Genomic DNA, 15,344 nt, shown 5'->3' with positions numbered 1-15,344 from the left:
GAGCCTTGCAGGCATATGGGTAACGAGGTGCTTGATGTGTAGGCACGAAAGGAAGCGAGGCGCAAAGGTAACAGGTGAAGCTGACGCTGAATGATAAAGTCCCGAAATAACCGCATTGGATAGGGCCGAGGAATAGGAACTTTGAAAGGTCTTTTTGACTGAACCGGAATGTACCAAAAACCTCGTTGAGGAATCGATCCGCGAGGCTGTGCTGTCTGAAAGCCGTGAGGTGACCATTCGAGAGAACCGGAGGGCCCATTTTTTATGAATCAGGCCTAGTCTGTTGCGCACTTGGGACGTGGGGGCTGGGGAACTGGACAAAGGCAGAACGTCGGCTTCGGCGTTGAACCGGAATCCAGGATGGGATGAGGCTGTCAGGAAGAATTCGTCAAGACCGGCTGATGCCGTAGGCGCACGCGTGGGCAAACCGAGGTGCCGAAAATGTTGACGATCATGGCGGGTCGTCAATGGCCGCGAGGATGGTCAAGGGGCTGCCGCAATGCGGACAGGTGGTGCGGTCGATCGCGAAGACACCGTCACCTCAGGGCACTGGGTGTTTCGTGCCAATCCCTTTATTGCGAGAGGGTATCCTGCATGGTACGATCCCCCCTCCACCCAGTGATGAATCATTCTCGTGTTCGTCTCGTCGATTATAAAGTTTCAATGCGTCGGTCTTTTCGAGCAGATGAATGGGATTTGGTAACCAAAACGCTCCAAGGTCGCCAGTTGCAGCCTCCCTTATATTCGTTCTTGACCTCACTGAATCTTGAGCGTGGCACTGCGGATGTGGGGTAATCACCTCTGTTATCCAGTCGTCGGACTTCTGTTATCTGCCCCCCATGCAAGAGGCGTCTGCCTCATTCCCAGGAGCCAATTGGGAAACCGCGACTGGTGAACAATTGAGGCGCACCCTTCAGGGTGGGGTGCAAAGGATTCGTGCCGGGAATTTTTCTTCTTACCTGGTACCTATTGTCGCAGCTGTCAAGATTCCATGGCCTGTCGTTCCCAGCCTCATCCGTTTTGGTCACGCGCCTTTGGGCTTCCGCTAGCAAGAACCTTTCGACGGATCCGCAAATAGAAGGCCTCCAATGACTAATCCCTCTCCCTTATTTGATGCCGATGCGCGCCTCACGGCGGAAACGACGTTTGATCGCAATGTGGTCGTGCTGGCCGGAGCCGGGACAGGTAAAACAACATTGTTGGTCAATCGCCTGATTCATGCGCTTCTGAGGGAGCCCCACCCATTACGCTTGACCGACATGTTGGCTCTGACCTTTACGAATAAAGCCGCCAATGAAATGAAAGCGCGGCTCCGCGATCGGTTGCATGGGTTGCTGGCTGATTGTGAGGCGGAAGCCGGAAGTGAGGGGGTAGGTGGTACAGGCCTGGAGGAATTCAAACAACGCTATCATGTATCCACGGGACATGTGAGGGGAAAAATTCAAGTCGCCTTGAGTGATTTGGAAAAATCTCAAATCGCCACACTTCATAGTTTTGCCGCTCATATCCTTCGCCTGTATCCCTTAGAGGCCCGGGTCGATCCTCATTTCCAAGAGGATGACGGGACTCAATTTCTTCAGATATTTCAAGATGTGTGGGATGCCTGGTTGGAACAGGAATTAGGTGCCAAAGGTTCCGCGCATGCCCAGTGGCGGGACTTGCTCAATCACATGGGGCTTAAGGAGATTCGATCCTTTGCCTTTTCGCTCTGTCAGGATCAGATCTCTATTCCTGAGTTGGAACGGCAAATGGATGCTGAAGGATCCCCTGCGGCCTTTCGGATGTGGCTAGAGACTAAACAGCATCAGGTCCGATCATTGCTCACGCAATATGATCGAGCCAAACCTCGAAAAATTGGGAAGCTCCTCTCTCTCGCTGAACGCGTGTTGGATTGGGTGGGGCAGGGGAGGTCACCAACGGACTTCCCCTTGTCTGATGCGGAGAAAGTTTTGCTTGGTTCTCCAATTGGCAAGGCACCGGGAGAGTGGAATGCGTCGGATTTTCAAGATGCCAGGCGAGCGATTCAAGGCGCGCAACAGATGCTGCAAGTCAATGAAGCCCTATTGAGTAGAGTCATTCATCTGCTTGGGCCGTTTGCGGCACGGGTCCGGCAGGGTTTTTCAGATAAGGGCTGGATTCGTTTTGATGGGCTCTTGATCCGGGTCAGGGATCTCCTGCGCGATCATCCCATGGTCCGGGAACAGTTGAAGGGAACCTATGCAGCCATTATGGTCGATGAGTTTCAGGATACTGATCCGGTTCAATATGAAATTTTGCTCTATTTAGGTGAGCGTCCCCATGCGTGTGGGCAGTTTTGGCGGGATATCCAGCTTATGCCGGGAAAGCTGTTTATTGTGGGCGATCCCAAACAATCGATCTATGCCTTTCGGCGAGCTGATATCGAGGCATTCGATCAGGTCGTGAAGAAAGTGACGGATGATGGAGGGATCGTCTGTACGCTTCTAACCAATTTTCGTAGTGACGGGTCCATTCTTGAAGCTGTCAATGCGGTGTTTGACCGGTTGTTCATTCCCCAAGCCAATGTGCAACCCCCCAATGTCCCTCTGGCGGTTGGACGGATGCGAGAGGCCAGTTCCGGCTCGATAGGAGTGGAGATCTGTGTAATGGCTAACCCTCAAGAGGAGGACGAATGGGATGCAGATCGGGCCACCAGGGTGGAAGCCGAATGGCTGGCCGGATGGATTGAAGAGCAATTGGTGCCGGGAAGACAGTGGATCATGGAAAAGGGAGTGAGAACCTCATTGCGCCCAGGGCATATCGCGGTGTTGTTAAGGAAATTTACCAATGCGCAAGTGTATCTTGAAGCGCTGCAGCGCCACAACATTCCTTGCATAACCGATGGTGAGCGGCATTTTTACAAGCGTCAGGAAGTGATTGATGTGGTGAATGTGCTTCGCGTCCTGGATGACCCCACCGATGCCCTGGCCCTTGTGGGTATCCTTCGTTCTTCGTTAGGAGGGCTGACGGATCAAGAGATTATGGATGTGATGAAACTTGGACCCTTGGATGTCCGGCAGGCTCATAAAATGAATGAATGGGGGAATTCAAAGCAGTCAGTCATTCAGGGCCTTTTCCAACGGCTGGCCTGGCTTCATATCCAGGCAAATCGACTCCCTATTCCGGAATTGCTTGATCACCTGTTTCTGCAACTCCCTCTCGTGGAATTAGCTGCGGCTTCGAGTCATGGGGAGCAGGCGGTGGTAAATGTCTGGAAACTTCGTGACCTCATGAGTGAACAGGCGGCATTACCTCATGTATCTTTTTCTGTCTGGGTGGAACGACTGGTTGAGGCCCTTATGACCCATCCTCCGGAACCTGAGGCCCCCTTGGCCGAAGAGACCTTAGACGCAGTCCGTGTCTTAACGATTCATAAGGCCAAAGGACTCGAATTCCCTGTGGTGATATTGCCCGGATTACATCAAAGGGCGACGGGACCTGATCGTGGGGCACATATTTCATATGACTGGATTAGCGGCTTGTATGGCTGTACGTTGCCACCTGTGTGGAATAGGGGCCAGATTCCGCTGTGGGAAAAGCAACGGATTCGAGAAGCCGCTGAACAGCGGCGCGTGCTGTATGTGGGAATGACCAGAGCCCGAGAGCGATTAATCTTATCAGGTGGCATACTTGCGAAGCGGGGCGGGGAGAGCCTGTTGGGTCTTATTCAGGAGATTGCTGAAGGAGAGTTTGGCGATACAGAACTGAGGGTGGCGCGTGTGGGAGAGGTTTCCATTCCACACACCGTCGTGACACCCGCTGTATTGCAATATTTGAAGCCTTCACAGGCACATTCTGATGCTGAAAGTAGCAGTGAGGTGGTACTCTCGACAGCACAGTGGGATGCCCGTGAAATGAGGTGGCAGCAGGCCAATCATGCGGAGGCCTACGTCAATCCCTCTATGCTGCATCAGGCGAGATCTCTTCAGGACCAGGGAGAGAGAGGGGAAATTTCCCGTGGGACCAGTCAGCGTTTCGGAACGTTAATGCATCAGCTTCTTCAACGATGGGATTTTCAAATTGAGCCGAGGATGATTCGGACTGCTCTTGTCGCTTTTTGTGAGCGGCAGCTCTCGGGCGAGCTGGGGAAAGACAAAGATGAGGTGATCAGAGAACTGGAAACGCTTTTTGATCAATTGGTCGCTTCACCGGTATATTTGGAGTTGCAGCAGTCGAACATCCTGGGTCGGGAGATTCCCTTTGCGGTGCCATGGCCTGTTGGGCAACAGGAACCTTCCCTGCCACGGACCTGCGTGATGGAGGGCGTGATGGATGTAATCTATGAAATCAATGGAGACGTGTGGGTTGGCGATTATAAAACGGATCACGTATCCTCCCGCACTGTGGCGCAGCGAGCGGAGACCTACCGGGAACAAGCCTATGCCTATGCCCGGGCGGCAAGCCAATGCTTGGGTCCTGTGGTCAAAGGGTGTAAACTCTTTTTTATTCGTCTCGGTGAAGTGGTCACCGTAGATCTGGGAGTCGATGAAAATATGTACCAAAATAAACAACAGGTGATAAGGAGGGAGCGATGAGGAATTGGAGGATGAAGATGTACATTGGGGTCTGTTTCATCATGATGGCGGCAGGAGGGTGCGCGTCTGACAAACCAGTGCCGTTGACAGCCTTGGCCCCTCCCCCGAATGTGGATGCCCAAGTGTTGCAGTACATGACCGAAGGCAAGCGTTTTTTTGAGGAAGGCCAGTGGGAATCGGCACGACAACAATTTCAGTTGGCCGTTCAGCAACAGGCCGATCTGGCCGAGGCGCACTATAATCTAGGTTTGTCCATGGACAAAATGGGCGATCAAGCGGGAGCAAAAAAGCATTTCATTGAGGCTGCCAACCTTGCTCCCGGCAATAAGGTGATTTGGAATTCTCCGCCCCTTCGGCGGTATGGCAATGTTCCCGATGCCCCTGCGCAAGCCACCTCGGCCCCGGTGATGCCAGGGTTCGGTGGAGGTGCAAGTCCCGGAGGAGGCGGCGGTGGTGGGTTTTAACCTCCTTATGGGGGTTTTCTCGGAATCTGAAAAGAACGCGTGAAGGGAGAGAGGAAATGGGAAGGAGGGTTATGCCCGTTTGTAGCCTCGGACAATCATGAACACGCCGACCGCAACCATCGGGATACAGAGTATCTGCCCCATGGTGACCCATTGGAAAATGAATCCTAAATGACTATCTGGCTCACGGAAAAATTCCACAAAAAATCGGGCAACTCCATATCCGCAGATGAAGGTCCAAAACATGGTTCCCGGTGGGGTTGGCCAGCGATTGAGGATCGTTAATATGACAAAGAGTGTAACGCCTTCCAGGCCTGCCTCATAGAGTTGCGATGGGTGTCGGCATTCCGGGCCGCCATGGGGAAATACCATGCACCATTCGACGTCGGTCGACCGCCCGAATAATTCTCCATTGATAAAATTCCCCATCCGTCCAAACCCCAACCCGATTGGAGCCGCTCCTGCTGCCAGGTCGGCGATGGGCCAAACAGGAAACCCACGGGTTTTGCAAAAGATCCAGATAGCGATACAGGTCCCGATCAGCCCGCCATGAAATGACATTCCCCCTTCCCATACCGCAAAAACTTTGAGGGGATGGTCAAGATAAAATGGAAAGTTATAAAAGAGCACATATCCCAAGCGCCCACCGAGAAAAACACCAAAGGCGGCATAGACAATTAGATCGGATAATTGTTGGGGTGGGAGAGAGACATTCCTTGTGGCAGCTCTGGACTTGATGAGCCAATAGGCCCCTGCCAACCCCAGGAGGTACATGAGGCCATACCATCGAAGTGCCAGGGGTCCCATTCGAAAAAAGACCGGATCAATGTCCGGGTATGGGAGTCGAGCAAGGTCAGCCAAAAGCATGACAGGGTCGAAGGCCATCATGCGTTAACGTGCCTTCCCCCAGGACCGATGTGCTCGGAACAAGCGCATGCTCTAAATAAAGAAGAATCCGAAATTGGTAGCCAAATGGGAAAATGGCGTACGGCATTCTTCGCTCGGAGCGAGCCGGTTGGTAGAACATCGTTCTTCTTGGAAATTGGCAAGATAACTATCGGCAAGGGTTTGTGGAGCAGATTAGGGTTGCCTTACACTAACAGAAAAACAGGAGAAGGGTCTGGTCAATTGTTCTGAAGACCTCACCACGTCTACCTACCATAAAATGCAGATGAAAGAAAAGCATGTTGGTTGTAACCGGAAGTCTTTATCTTGACGAGAGGCATAGACGTCATGGATGAAATTGGATCATCGTCCCGTTCAAATGGTGCAGAAATCATTCTGGATTGCATAAGTGACGGGGTGATAACGATTGACCTGCAGAAACGGGTGACCTTTTTGAACCGGGCGATGCAGAAAATGCTGGGGTACAAAGTTGATGCAGCGGGGACACTCTTAGCCTGTGATGTGCTGATCCAAAGCAATATTTGCTCGACCAAGGAATGTGTCCTAGAGCGGGCGCTTCAGGGAGAGCGGGTGTCGAATTTTGAAGCAGTGGTTCGTCGTCGTGATGGCGTACATATTCCGGTGAGTATCAATACCGACTTTTTATTGGACAAGGAAGGAAAGCTGATCGGGTTAATCGAAGTCATCAGAGATATCTCGCTGTTTCGTGAGTTAAGCGCCAAGGTAGAAGAGGTCTCGCAGCTCAAGCATCGGCTGGGAGAGCAGACCAAGCTGGATAATATGGTTGGTAGGTGTCCTCGAATGCAGGACATTATGGCGAAATTGCCCATCATTGCCGCTTCGAAATCCTCCGTCCTCATCACTGGAGAAAGCGGAACGGGCAAGGAGTTAATTGCTTGTGCATTACATGCCCATAGCCCGAGAAAGCATGCCCCCTTCGTGGTGGTGAATTGCTCAAGTCTATCTGAGGGAATTCTGGAGAGTGAAATATTCGGTCATGTCAAAGGGGCGTTTACCAATGCCTATTTTGATAAGCCGGGCCGTTTTGAAATTGCCAATGGCGGGACGATCTTCCTTGATGAAATCGGGGAGATGAGTGTTGCCACCCAAGTGAAGTTGTTGGGCGTTCTTGAACGGGGACAGTTTGAACGGGTTGGATCCAATGACACGGTCACAGTGGATGTGAGGGTGGTGGCGGCCACGAATCGGAATCTGGAAGAAGCTGTTCAGCAAGGACGATTTCGGGAAGATTTGTATTTTCGTATACGGGTGATTCCCATGGAGCTGCCTCCACTGCGCGAGCGAACGGGAGATATTCCCTTACTCGTGAATCACCTTCTCGAAAAATTTAACCGTGAAATGGGCAAGCATGTCATCAGTTTGTCTCCGCAATGCTTAACGGCTCTCAGTCAGTACCCCTTTCCCGGCAATATCAGGGAACTTCAAAATATGATTGAGCATGCCTTTGTGTGCTGTGAAGAGGATACGATTCAATTTGAGCATCTTCCAGCCGACCTCCATCGGTATTGTTGGGAACATCGGGAATGGACCGATTCCGAAACACTGGAAGCCTTGGAGCGACAAGCCATTTGCCGGGCGTTGGAAAAGTCAGGTTGGCGGTTGAAAGAAGCTTCTCAGCAGTTAGGCATTGGTCGATCGACCTTGTGGCGGAAGGTCAAACAATTTGGAATAACTCAGGTCATTTAGGAGTGTTTCATTTTGGACTTGGTTGTTACCTAGTTGTGCCATTCGTATTTAAGTGTTATATTTTCAATGTCTTATACATTTATGATTCGCACAAATTAGTTTTATTGGTTTCATTTTGAAACATTGAGGAAAGCGGGAAATATAGAAAGTCTTTATTAATTAAGTGCTTGTGGGGAATATATTACGGCATATGGATTGCTTTTCTAATTAACTCAGATACGCATTGATATTATTATTCTTTTTTCAGTGAGAAGGAGTGCTTCATATGGATTGTCCACGTTGTCAGGGAATAATGATTCAAGATAAGTTTGGTGATGTGGCTGATGAATCCGGCGCCATGTATTTTTCGGGTTGGCGGTGTATTACCTGTGGTGAAATCTTGGATCCCGTGATTTCTGAAAATCGTCGGCATCATCATGAACCCCTCATCGGGCGATCGCGTAAAAAGTTTGCCACGCAGCTAGGGTAGGTGTTTCTGCCCTTCGTATTTCTGTTCGTACCCCCCTATTGTCATTGTGTGTCTGTTGAGAAAGGCCCGAAACTCTCTTCCTTGAGGGTTTCGGGTTCTCTTTGATTCATGTTCTAATGGTGAGAGAGCCAAAAGATCGAAAAAAGCCTCGCACATGGGAAAATTTTATGAGTGTCTGTGAAATAAGGAGAATGTCGAATGGCTGCTGAACAAAACCCGGCTGGTCCCGCGACCCCACCCAATCAACCTGAAGGAAATCCATTGCCGGGCGTGAAACACATCATCGCGGTGAGCAGTGGCAAGGGCGGCGTGGGCAAATCCACGGTCACGGTGAATTTGGCGGTCGCGCTGAAGCAGCAGGGCTACGCGGTAGGGTTAATGGATGCGGATATTTATGGACCGAATATCCCTATGATGATCGGTGTGACGAAAGAGCCGGGGAAAGAGGGGGAGAAAATTCTGCCTGCCGAGGGGCAGGGAGTCAAAGTCATTTCCATGGGATTTTTTGTTCCGGAAGACACGCCTGTGGTGTGGCGGGGACCCATGGTCCATTCGGCAATCCAGCAATTTTTCCGTGATGTGGTATGGGGGGAACTTGATTATTTACTGATCGATTTGCCCCCTGGTACGGGAGATGTGCCGTTAACGTTATCCCAATTAGTCCCGTTGACCGGAGCCATTACTGTGACCACTCCACAGGAAGTGGCTCTTCAGGATGTGAGAAAAGGCATGACGATGTTCAAAAAAGTTAACGTCCCGTTGCTCGGCGTGATTGAAAATATGAGTTATTTTGTGTGTGGGCATTGTCACGAACGGACAGAAATTTTTTCGACAGGAGGAGGCGAGCGCGCTGCTCAAAAATTTGAGATTCCATTTTTGGGACGTATTCCGATTGATCCGGCCATTCGGGAGGGAGGAGACAAAGGCACCCCGATTGTGAGCAATGATCCCTCGTCCCCTCAAGCTCAGGCGTTTCTTCAGATTGCAAAATCCCTTACAGCCAATATCGACAATGCGGAAAAAGGAAACGGCGATGCTGCGCCCTCCTTATCCAGTTTACTCAAAAAAATTACAGATCCCTTGAAGAAATCTTAAGTGGACAGGCTCTTTGGCATTGAGGAGGACCTATGTCGGAGTTAGTGCGTATCGCGAAAATAGAGGAAGTTGAAGAGGGAAAAGGTATGGTGGTGGAGGCCGGTGAAAAATGTTTGGCCGTCTTTAAAGTGGATGGAGCCTTTCATGTCATCGATAACACTTGTCTGCATAGAGGCGGTCCTTTAGGCGAGGGCGATGTCGAAGGGGAGACGGTGACCTGTCCCTGGCATGGGTGGGAGTACAATGTGAAAACCGGCCATTGTGTTAATAATCCCTCCAGTCATGTGAGAACCTACCCGACCGTCGTCGAAAATGGAGAAGTCAAAGTAGATCTGTCCTAGGCGTAGAAAAAGGCATCTTATAGTAGCACCGTGGCTATGAGCTGCTATCCCACATCTCAAGTAGCGGGAGACGTGCGGGTCGTAGTATGGCCTCACGCGACCACATCTCCGTCATGTATCGCCTTTCCATCATGAGTCATTAGAATCTTTTCTCAGGCCTTCCGGTCTAAGTTAGAGCCAATCGGACAGCTAAAGCGTATGTCCGGTTTTGGGCATAGCCTCGCACTTCTTCCCCTTCCCCGTATTAAATTTGGGTTTATTAGGATTTTCCGTGGGTCACGCCCATTTTCGTGCTCTTCTTTCGATTGCCATTGGCTTGAAATTCCTCTCCTTTGTAAGAAGAGGTCGGGGAGGTAGAGTCCGTGGGTTATCGGGCGAACACCGCTGGATAAAACCAATGAAGGCTCCGCAAAGGCTACCTCCCCTCCGTCTTTGATCCTCTTCGGAACAAAACCTCACAAAGGAGGGGGACCCAGGAACGATCAACTTGAATATTTATCCATAGGAATGTCGGAATGTTTCTAAATGTTAGAGCGCATATTTCACCTCCGGCGTCATGATTTTTGGATTACGATCAATCAGGCATAGCATCCCTTTTGGGTTCTTGATAACATTGAGGCATTATACTGGATTGGGTTCATTCAGACCTCTATGCTTGTCAAACGTCTTTTGCTGTTCATCCCGCTGACCCTGGTCATTTTTCTGGTTCAATCCTATTTTTGGGTTCCTACCTACGAAAACCAGGCGGCCGGCAATCCCGATCGACTCGTGACCTACATTGAAGCGTCCATCGGGGATGCCAAAATTCTCAATCCTATCTTGAATGCCGATTCAGCCAGTTCCAATATTGTGAGCCACGTGTTTGAAGGGCTGCTGGATTTAGATGAAGACTTGAAGCTTCGGAGCCGATTAGCCACCGATTGGCAGATTACGGAGCGAGCCTATGTCCTGGTCAACCCGCATCACCGTTTTCCGGATGGGACGGAAGTGACAGGGGACGGGCTCTTTCAGAAGATTCATCAGGCTTGGAAGAATGGAACCATTGAGGGGCTACAGGATAGGGTGCAATCCATTGAATTATTACCCTCGGCCCAACGATCAGAATCTATTTCACTCCTTCTGCCCGATGCGGAAGGCAAACCCCAACTCAAAGACATTTCCGTGAGCATTGAGGTACCGGAACGAGTGGCGTTGACGCTCTCGGAGGTGGACCAGGATTTATTCACCCGTTTACAGCCGGTTCTCGGTGAGCGGTACTTTGAGCACTTTCCTTATGACGAACTGGTTCATCCTCAAGAGCTGGTTCCAAAGGAGTTGGAGGAACCCCTGCGGGCCAAATTTCCGGATATTCTTCCCGTAGGCGAACACAATCCCACGATCCTGTTTCATCTTCGTCAGGACGTGAAATTCCATGATGGGCATGTGTTTGATGCGGGAGATGTTAAGTTTACGTATGAAGCCATCATGAATCCCAAAAATTTGTCACCCCGGACTCCGGACTTTGAGCCGATTAAAACGGTGGAAGTCGTGGATCCCTATACGGTCAGAATTATTTACAAGCGCCTCTATTCCCCCGCCATCAATGCGTGGATGATGGGGATTCTTCCCGAGCATCTTCTCAATGCTGAAGCCTTAAACAGGGAGAAACAGGAGCGAGGATTGTCGGAGGAGGCGCAAAAGGCTTTCGGGATTCGAGAGAGTCAGTTTAATCGGCAACCTATCGGCAGCGGAAGCTTTCAGTTTGTCGAATGGCAGGGAGATGAATTTATTCATCTTCGACGGTATGAGGACTATTGGGAGGGACCAGCACAATATCAGGATTATTATATGCGCATTATTCCTGAACTGTTCACCCAGGAAGTGGAATTCCGGACGGGTGCGATAGATTTTTATGGCGCGCAGCCCCATCAGGTCGACCGTTATAAAAACGATTCAACCTATCAATGGTTTAGCAGTCTGGGATTTGCCTACAACTATATCGGCTACAACAACCGAAAACCCTTATTTGCCGATCCGATGATCAGGACAGCCTTGGGAATGGCGATTAATGTTGATGAGATCATCACCTATCTTGTGTATGGAGAAGGTGAACGGACGACCGGACCCTATCCCCGAAATACCGAATGGTATGATCAGTCCATTCAACCGCTTCCTTACGATCCACAAGGAGCACGTGCGATTTTTGAAAAGGCCGGATGGATCATGAATCGGGATGGCTGGCTCGAAAAGGATGGAAAAATTTTTGAGTTTACATTGATTACGAATAATGGAAATCCCATCAGAAAAAATTTGATGACCATTGCGCAAAATGCCTGGAAAAAAATCGGCGTCAAAGTGAACACGCAGGTCTTCGAATGGGCCGTGTTTTTGAACGATTTTGTGAATACCGGAGACTTTGATGCGGTCGTTCTAGGCTGGAGCATGACCATTGACCCCGATCTCTATCAGATTTGGCATTCCAGCCAGGCAGGGCCACAACAATTGAATTTTGTAGGGTACAAGAACCCACGAGCTGACGAACTTATTGTCCGAATCCGCCAGGAATACAATAGAGATCGACAAGAGGAATTGACGCATGAGCTACATCGGTTGATTCATGAGGATCAGCCCTATACCTTCCTCTACGCGCCCTTAAGCACCAGGGTGTTGGATAAGAAAATTGTGCTGGTCGAGGAAGGGCCGGATGGGAAAGAACAGTTCAAGAAAATTTATCCCACCAAAAGCGGGGACATCACGTTTTATTTCAAAAAATGGCGAAAATTGGAGTTGACGCCGGACTTTTAAGTCATACGATAGGCTCTCAGGTTACAACAGATCTACCATGTGGAATTTTATTGTTCGCAATGTGGCGCAACGGCTGATTCTGCTGGTCATTGTGTCTTTTTTGGCCCATTCCTTTATTCATCTGGCTCCAGGGGAACCCAGTGAAGTGGATCCGATGAATCCCCGGATGAAACCGGAAGATATCGCCAAAATTCGCGCGGCCTTCCACTTAGATGATCCGCTCTATGTGCAATATGCGTATTGGATAAGGGACTTGGCTTCCGGGGAACTCAAGTCTTTCAAGGATAGCCAGCCGGTCCTTCCTAAAATTTGGGATCGATTTCTGAATTCTTTGCCCTTATTTATTCTAGCCACGATTCTGGTGTGGACGTGGGCTTTTCCTGCCGGGATTTATGGGGCGGTATTTCGAGGCGGGCTGTATGACCGGCTGACCGTATTTTCGTCGTATGCGCTCATTTCGGTTCCCGGTTTTTTCCTGTCGTTTTTAGCCATTTTATGGGTGGTGGGATGGTTGGGGGTTCCGGTGATCAGCATCAAGACTTTCGGAATGGAGCATGCCCAGCCCGCCTATCAGATGATGGATCGTATCTGGCATTTGGTCATTCCATCCGTCATGACGGCAATCGGGGGGATCGCGGTGCTGTCTCGCTATGTTCGGTCTCAGATGTTAGAGGTATTGAGCCAGGATTATGTCCGGACCGCCAGGGCGAAAGGTCTTCAGGAGGATACCGTGATATATGGCCATGCGTTGGGGAATGCGCTACTGCCGTTTGTGACCATGTTCGGTCTTCTGCTCCCCGGGTTGATTGGCGGGTCCGTGATCTTCGAGCAGATTTTTGCCTGGCCGGGGTTGGGAAGGTTAGCCTATGAAGCCATTCTTTCAAGAGATTTCCCGATCATCATGACACTCAACTTTATCGCCGCAGTTCTGACCCTCTTGGGCACCTTGATCTCGGATATTCTGTATGCGGTGGTGGATCCGAGGATCCGCCTGCATTAATCACGAGCACCAGAGTAACGATCCCTTCATGAATCACTCAAAGACCGGCGCTTCACTTAAAACCAAGATGGCTTCCCTTGATGCGGAAGGCCTGGCTCCACAGGAAACGCCATGGGAAGAATTCCTCCGCGTATTTACCAAGGACTACCAGGCTCTCTTCGGATTTTGGGTCCTCGTGCTTCTCTTACTGATGGCGGTATCCGGGAAAGTCCTGACGGAATGGTGGGTCGTATTCGATCCGGAAGCGGTGCGACTGACAGATAAATTTCTTCCCCCGTTGTCTGTGCCTTCTCCGGATAGTATTCTGGAAGATCGGCCCTTTGGCGGGGTCTATCTCATGGGCACCGACGAATTGGGGCGTGACGTGTTTGCCCGGATGTTTCAGGGCTCGTTTGTATCGCTGTCTATCGGGTTTGTGGCCGTCGGAATTTCATTGGGGATTGGCATCTTGTTGGGCGGACTTTCCGGTTTTTACGGGCACGTGAAGTTGTGGTTTATTACCGTCGATACGCTGATCATGCGATTCACCGATGCCATGATGTGTTTCCCGACATTTTTCCTCATACTGACTGCCGTGGCTCTCCTCCCGCCCAGCATCTACACCATCATGATCATTATTGGATTGTTTAGTTGGATGGGGACGGCCCGATTTGTCCGGGCGGAGTTTTTGTCTATCCGTGAGCAGGACTATGTGACCGCAGCTAAAGCATTAGGGATACCCGAGGGGCGGATTATTTTCCGGCATATGGTGCCCAATGCTCTGGCGCCGGTGTTTGTGTCAGCCACAATCGGCGTCGCCTCGGCAATTTTAACAGAGTCGGGTTTAAGCTTTCTGGGTTTTGGAGTACCTCCGCCCTATGCCACATGGGGCAATATCCTGTCGGATGGCAAAGGGTTTGTGTTCGATGCGCCCTGGTTATTCTTTATTCCCGGCCTGGCGATTTTTTTGGTGGTGCTGGCCTTTAATCTTGTTGGAGAAGGCCTGCGTGAGGCCTTAAATCCGAAATTGCGAAGCCGGTAAATGGAATCCCGCCTACACCCACTATTGCAGGTGTCCAACCTTCGGACCTCGTTTTTCACGGATAAAGGTGAAATCAAAGCCGTTGATGATGTGAGCTTTTCCATTCGAGGCGGGCAAACGCTGGCCTTGGTGGGAGAATCCGGCTGTGGGAAGTCCGTGGCAGCCCTGTCGATCATGCGTCTGATCTCTGCTCCTGGTCGTGTGATTGGTGGCACGATTCATTTCAAAGGGCAGAATTTGCTGGATCTACCCGAAAAGGACATGCGCCGGATTCGTGGAAAATCCATTGGCATGGTGTTTCAAGAGCCCATGACCTCGCTGAATCCAGTCATGTCGATCGGCGATCAGATCGGTGAAGTCCTGAAAATCCATACGAACCTATCGGATCGCGATATTCGAAAAGAAGTGATCAGCTTGTTGGAGAAAGTGCGTATTTCTGCGCCTGAAAGCCGTATCGATCAATACCCCCATGAAATGTCCGGCGGGATGAAGCAGCGGGTGATGATCGCCATGGCCCTGGCCTGTAAACCTGACCTGTTGATTGCCGACGAACCGACCACGGCCTTGGATGTGACCATACAAGCGCAAATTCTGGATCTGCTGTCGGCTCTTCAGAAGGATTTGGGTATGGCTATTTTGCTGATCACACATAACTTGGGCGTGGTCGCGCAATTTGCCCAGGATGTCATTGTCATGTATGCGAGCAAAATTGCCGAACGGGCAACCGTGAAAGAGTTATTTCGCAATCCCAGCCATCCCTACACGAGCGCGCTCTTGAAATCACTGCCGCGACCGGGGGAGCGCCAGGCCAGATTAGAAGCCATTCCGGGAACCGTGCCGTCTCCCTTACAGTATCCGTCCGGTTGCCATTTTTCTTCCCGTTGTCCGGAAGTGATGGAGCATTGCCCTCTTCAGCCTCCGCCAACGGTGCAAGTGGGGGAGTCGCATGAAACCGTGTGTTGGTTATATGACAAAAAAGAGACATGATGGAAACGAACTGCATG

At 50.6% G+C, this 15,344-nt stretch carries 11 protein-coding genes; 10 read left to right on the top strand and 1 reads right to left on the bottom strand.

Annotated features, from left to right (window positions below):
* Nucleotides 1-1,088 precede the first annotated feature (1,088 nt).
* Together ACWHYD_RS13310 and ACWHYD_RS13305 are read left to right on the top strand one after the other, a co-directional pair.
* Nucleotides 1,089-4,553 (top strand): UvrD-helicase domain-containing protein, encoded by a 3,465-nt coding sequence (locus ACWHYD_RS13310; RefSeq protein ID WP_447962513.1) that lies wholly within the window; start codon nt 1,089-1,091, stop codon nt 4,551-4,553.
* A gap of 11 nt (nt 4,554-4,564) precedes the next feature.
* Nucleotides 4,565-5,017, top strand: a complete 453-nt coding sequence (locus ACWHYD_RS13305; protein ID WP_447962512.1) for a tetratricopeptide repeat protein — start codon at nt 4,565-4,567, stop codon at nt 5,015-5,017.
* A 69-nt stretch (nt 5,018-5,086) separates the two neighbouring features.
* Here the strand turns inward: ACWHYD_RS13305 and lgt are convergent, their stop codons facing one another.
* Nucleotides 5,087-5,902: a prolipoprotein diacylglyceryl transferase gene (gene lgt, locus ACWHYD_RS13300; RefSeq protein ID WP_447965876.1), complete on the bottom strand. Its 816-nt coding sequence runs from the start codon at nt 5,900-5,902 to the stop codon at nt 5,087-5,089.
* 348 nt (nt 5,903-6,250) lie between these two features.
* Here lgt and ACWHYD_RS13295 point away from each other — a divergent pair, with 348 nt between their 5' ends.
* From ACWHYD_RS13295 to ACWHYD_RS13260, 8 genes are all read left to right on the top strand, one after another.
* Nucleotides 6,251-7,630: a sigma-54 interaction domain-containing protein gene (locus ACWHYD_RS13295; protein WP_447962511.1), complete on the top strand. Its 1,380-nt coding sequence runs from the start codon at nt 6,251-6,253 to the stop codon at nt 7,628-7,630.
* Nucleotides 7,631-7,895: 265 nt separating this feature from the next.
* Nucleotides 7,896-8,099: a hypothetical protein gene (locus ACWHYD_RS13290; protein WP_342347423.1), complete on the top strand. Its 204-nt coding sequence runs from the start codon at nt 7,896-7,898 to the stop codon at nt 8,097-8,099.
* Between the two features lie 198 nt (nt 8,100-8,297).
* Entirely contained in the window at nt 8,298-9,194 is an 897-nt protein-coding gene (locus ACWHYD_RS13285; RefSeq protein ID WP_447962510.1) for an Mrp/NBP35 family ATP-binding protein, read from the top strand.
* Nucleotides 9,195-9,226: 32 nt separating this feature from the next.
* Nucleotides 9,227-9,535 (top strand): Rieske (2Fe-2S) protein, encoded by a 309-nt coding sequence (locus ACWHYD_RS13280; protein WP_447962509.1) that lies wholly within the window; start codon nt 9,227-9,229, stop codon nt 9,533-9,535.
* Nucleotides 9,536-10,186: 651 nt separating this feature from the next.
* Nucleotides 10,187-12,319, top strand: coding sequence for an ABC transporter substrate-binding protein (locus ACWHYD_RS13275; protein WP_447962508.1), 2,133 nt, complete (start codon nt 10,187-10,189; stop codon nt 12,317-12,319).
* Between the two features lie 37 nt (nt 12,320-12,356).
* The gene (locus tag ACWHYD_RS13270) at nt 12,357-13,319 is read left to right on the top strand and encodes an ABC transporter permease (RefSeq protein ID WP_342347418.1); all 963 of its coding nucleotides are present in this window, start codon (nt 12,357-12,359) and stop codon (nt 13,317-13,319) included.
* Nucleotides 13,320-13,347: 28 nt separating this feature from the next.
* On the top strand, nt 13,348-14,340 hold the full coding sequence (locus ACWHYD_RS13265; RefSeq protein WP_447962507.1) for an ABC transporter permease: 993 nt from the start codon (nt 13,348-13,350) through the stop codon (nt 14,338-14,340).
* Nucleotides 14,341-15,327 carry an ABC transporter ATP-binding protein gene (locus ACWHYD_RS13260; protein ID WP_447962506.1) on the top strand — a complete coding sequence of 329 codons (987 nt, stop codon included), beginning with the start codon at nt 14,341-14,343 and terminating at the stop codon, nt 15,325-15,327.
* Nucleotides 15,328-15,344 lie beyond the last annotated feature (17 nt).

This window comes from Nitrospira sp. Ecomares 2.1, assembly GCF_965152585.1.
This window is presented reverse-complemented; position numbering and strand designations above follow the sequence as displayed.

Bases quoted from the DNA above. Each gene is read 5' to 3' on its own strand.
- ACWHYD_RS13275 (WP_447962508.1), top strand. From the start codon at position 10,187: ATGCTTGTCAAACGTCTTTTGCTGTTCATCCCGCTGACCCTGGTCATT.
- ACWHYD_RS13285 (WP_447962510.1), top strand. From the start codon at position 8,298: ATGGCTGCTGAACAAAACCCGGCTGGTCCCGCGACCCCACCCAATCAA.
- ACWHYD_RS13310 (WP_447962513.1), top strand. From the start codon at position 1,089: ATGACTAATCCCTCTCCCTTATTTGATGCCGATGCGCGCCTCACGGCG.
- ACWHYD_RS13270 (WP_342347418.1), top strand. From the start codon at position 12,357: ATGTGGAATTTTATTGTTCGCAATGTGGCGCAACGGCTGATTCTGCTG.
- ACWHYD_RS13295 (WP_447962511.1), top strand. From the start codon at position 6,251: ATGGATGAAATTGGATCATCGTCCCGTTCAAATGGTGCAGAAATCATT.
- ACWHYD_RS13305 (WP_447962512.1), top strand. From the start codon at position 4,565: ATGAAGATGTACATTGGGGTCTGTTTCATCATGATGGCGGCAGGAGGG.
- ACWHYD_RS13280 (WP_447962509.1), top strand. From the start codon at position 9,227: ATGTCGGAGTTAGTGCGTATCGCGAAAATAGAGGAAGTTGAAGAGGGA.
- ACWHYD_RS13265 (WP_447962507.1), top strand. From the start codon at position 13,348: ATGAATCACTCAAAGACCGGCGCTTCACTTAAAACCAAGATGGCTTCC.
- ACWHYD_RS13290 (WP_342347423.1), top strand. From the start codon at position 7,896: ATGGATTGTCCACGTTGTCAGGGAATAATGATTCAAGATAAGTTTGGT.
- ACWHYD_RS13260 (WP_447962506.1), top strand. From the start codon at position 14,341: ATGGAATCCCGCCTACACCCACTATTGCAGGTGTCCAACCTTCGGACC.
- lgt (WP_447965876.1), bottom strand. From the start codon at position 5,902: ATGGCCTTCGACCCTGTCATGCTTTTGGCTGACCTTGCTCGACTCCCA.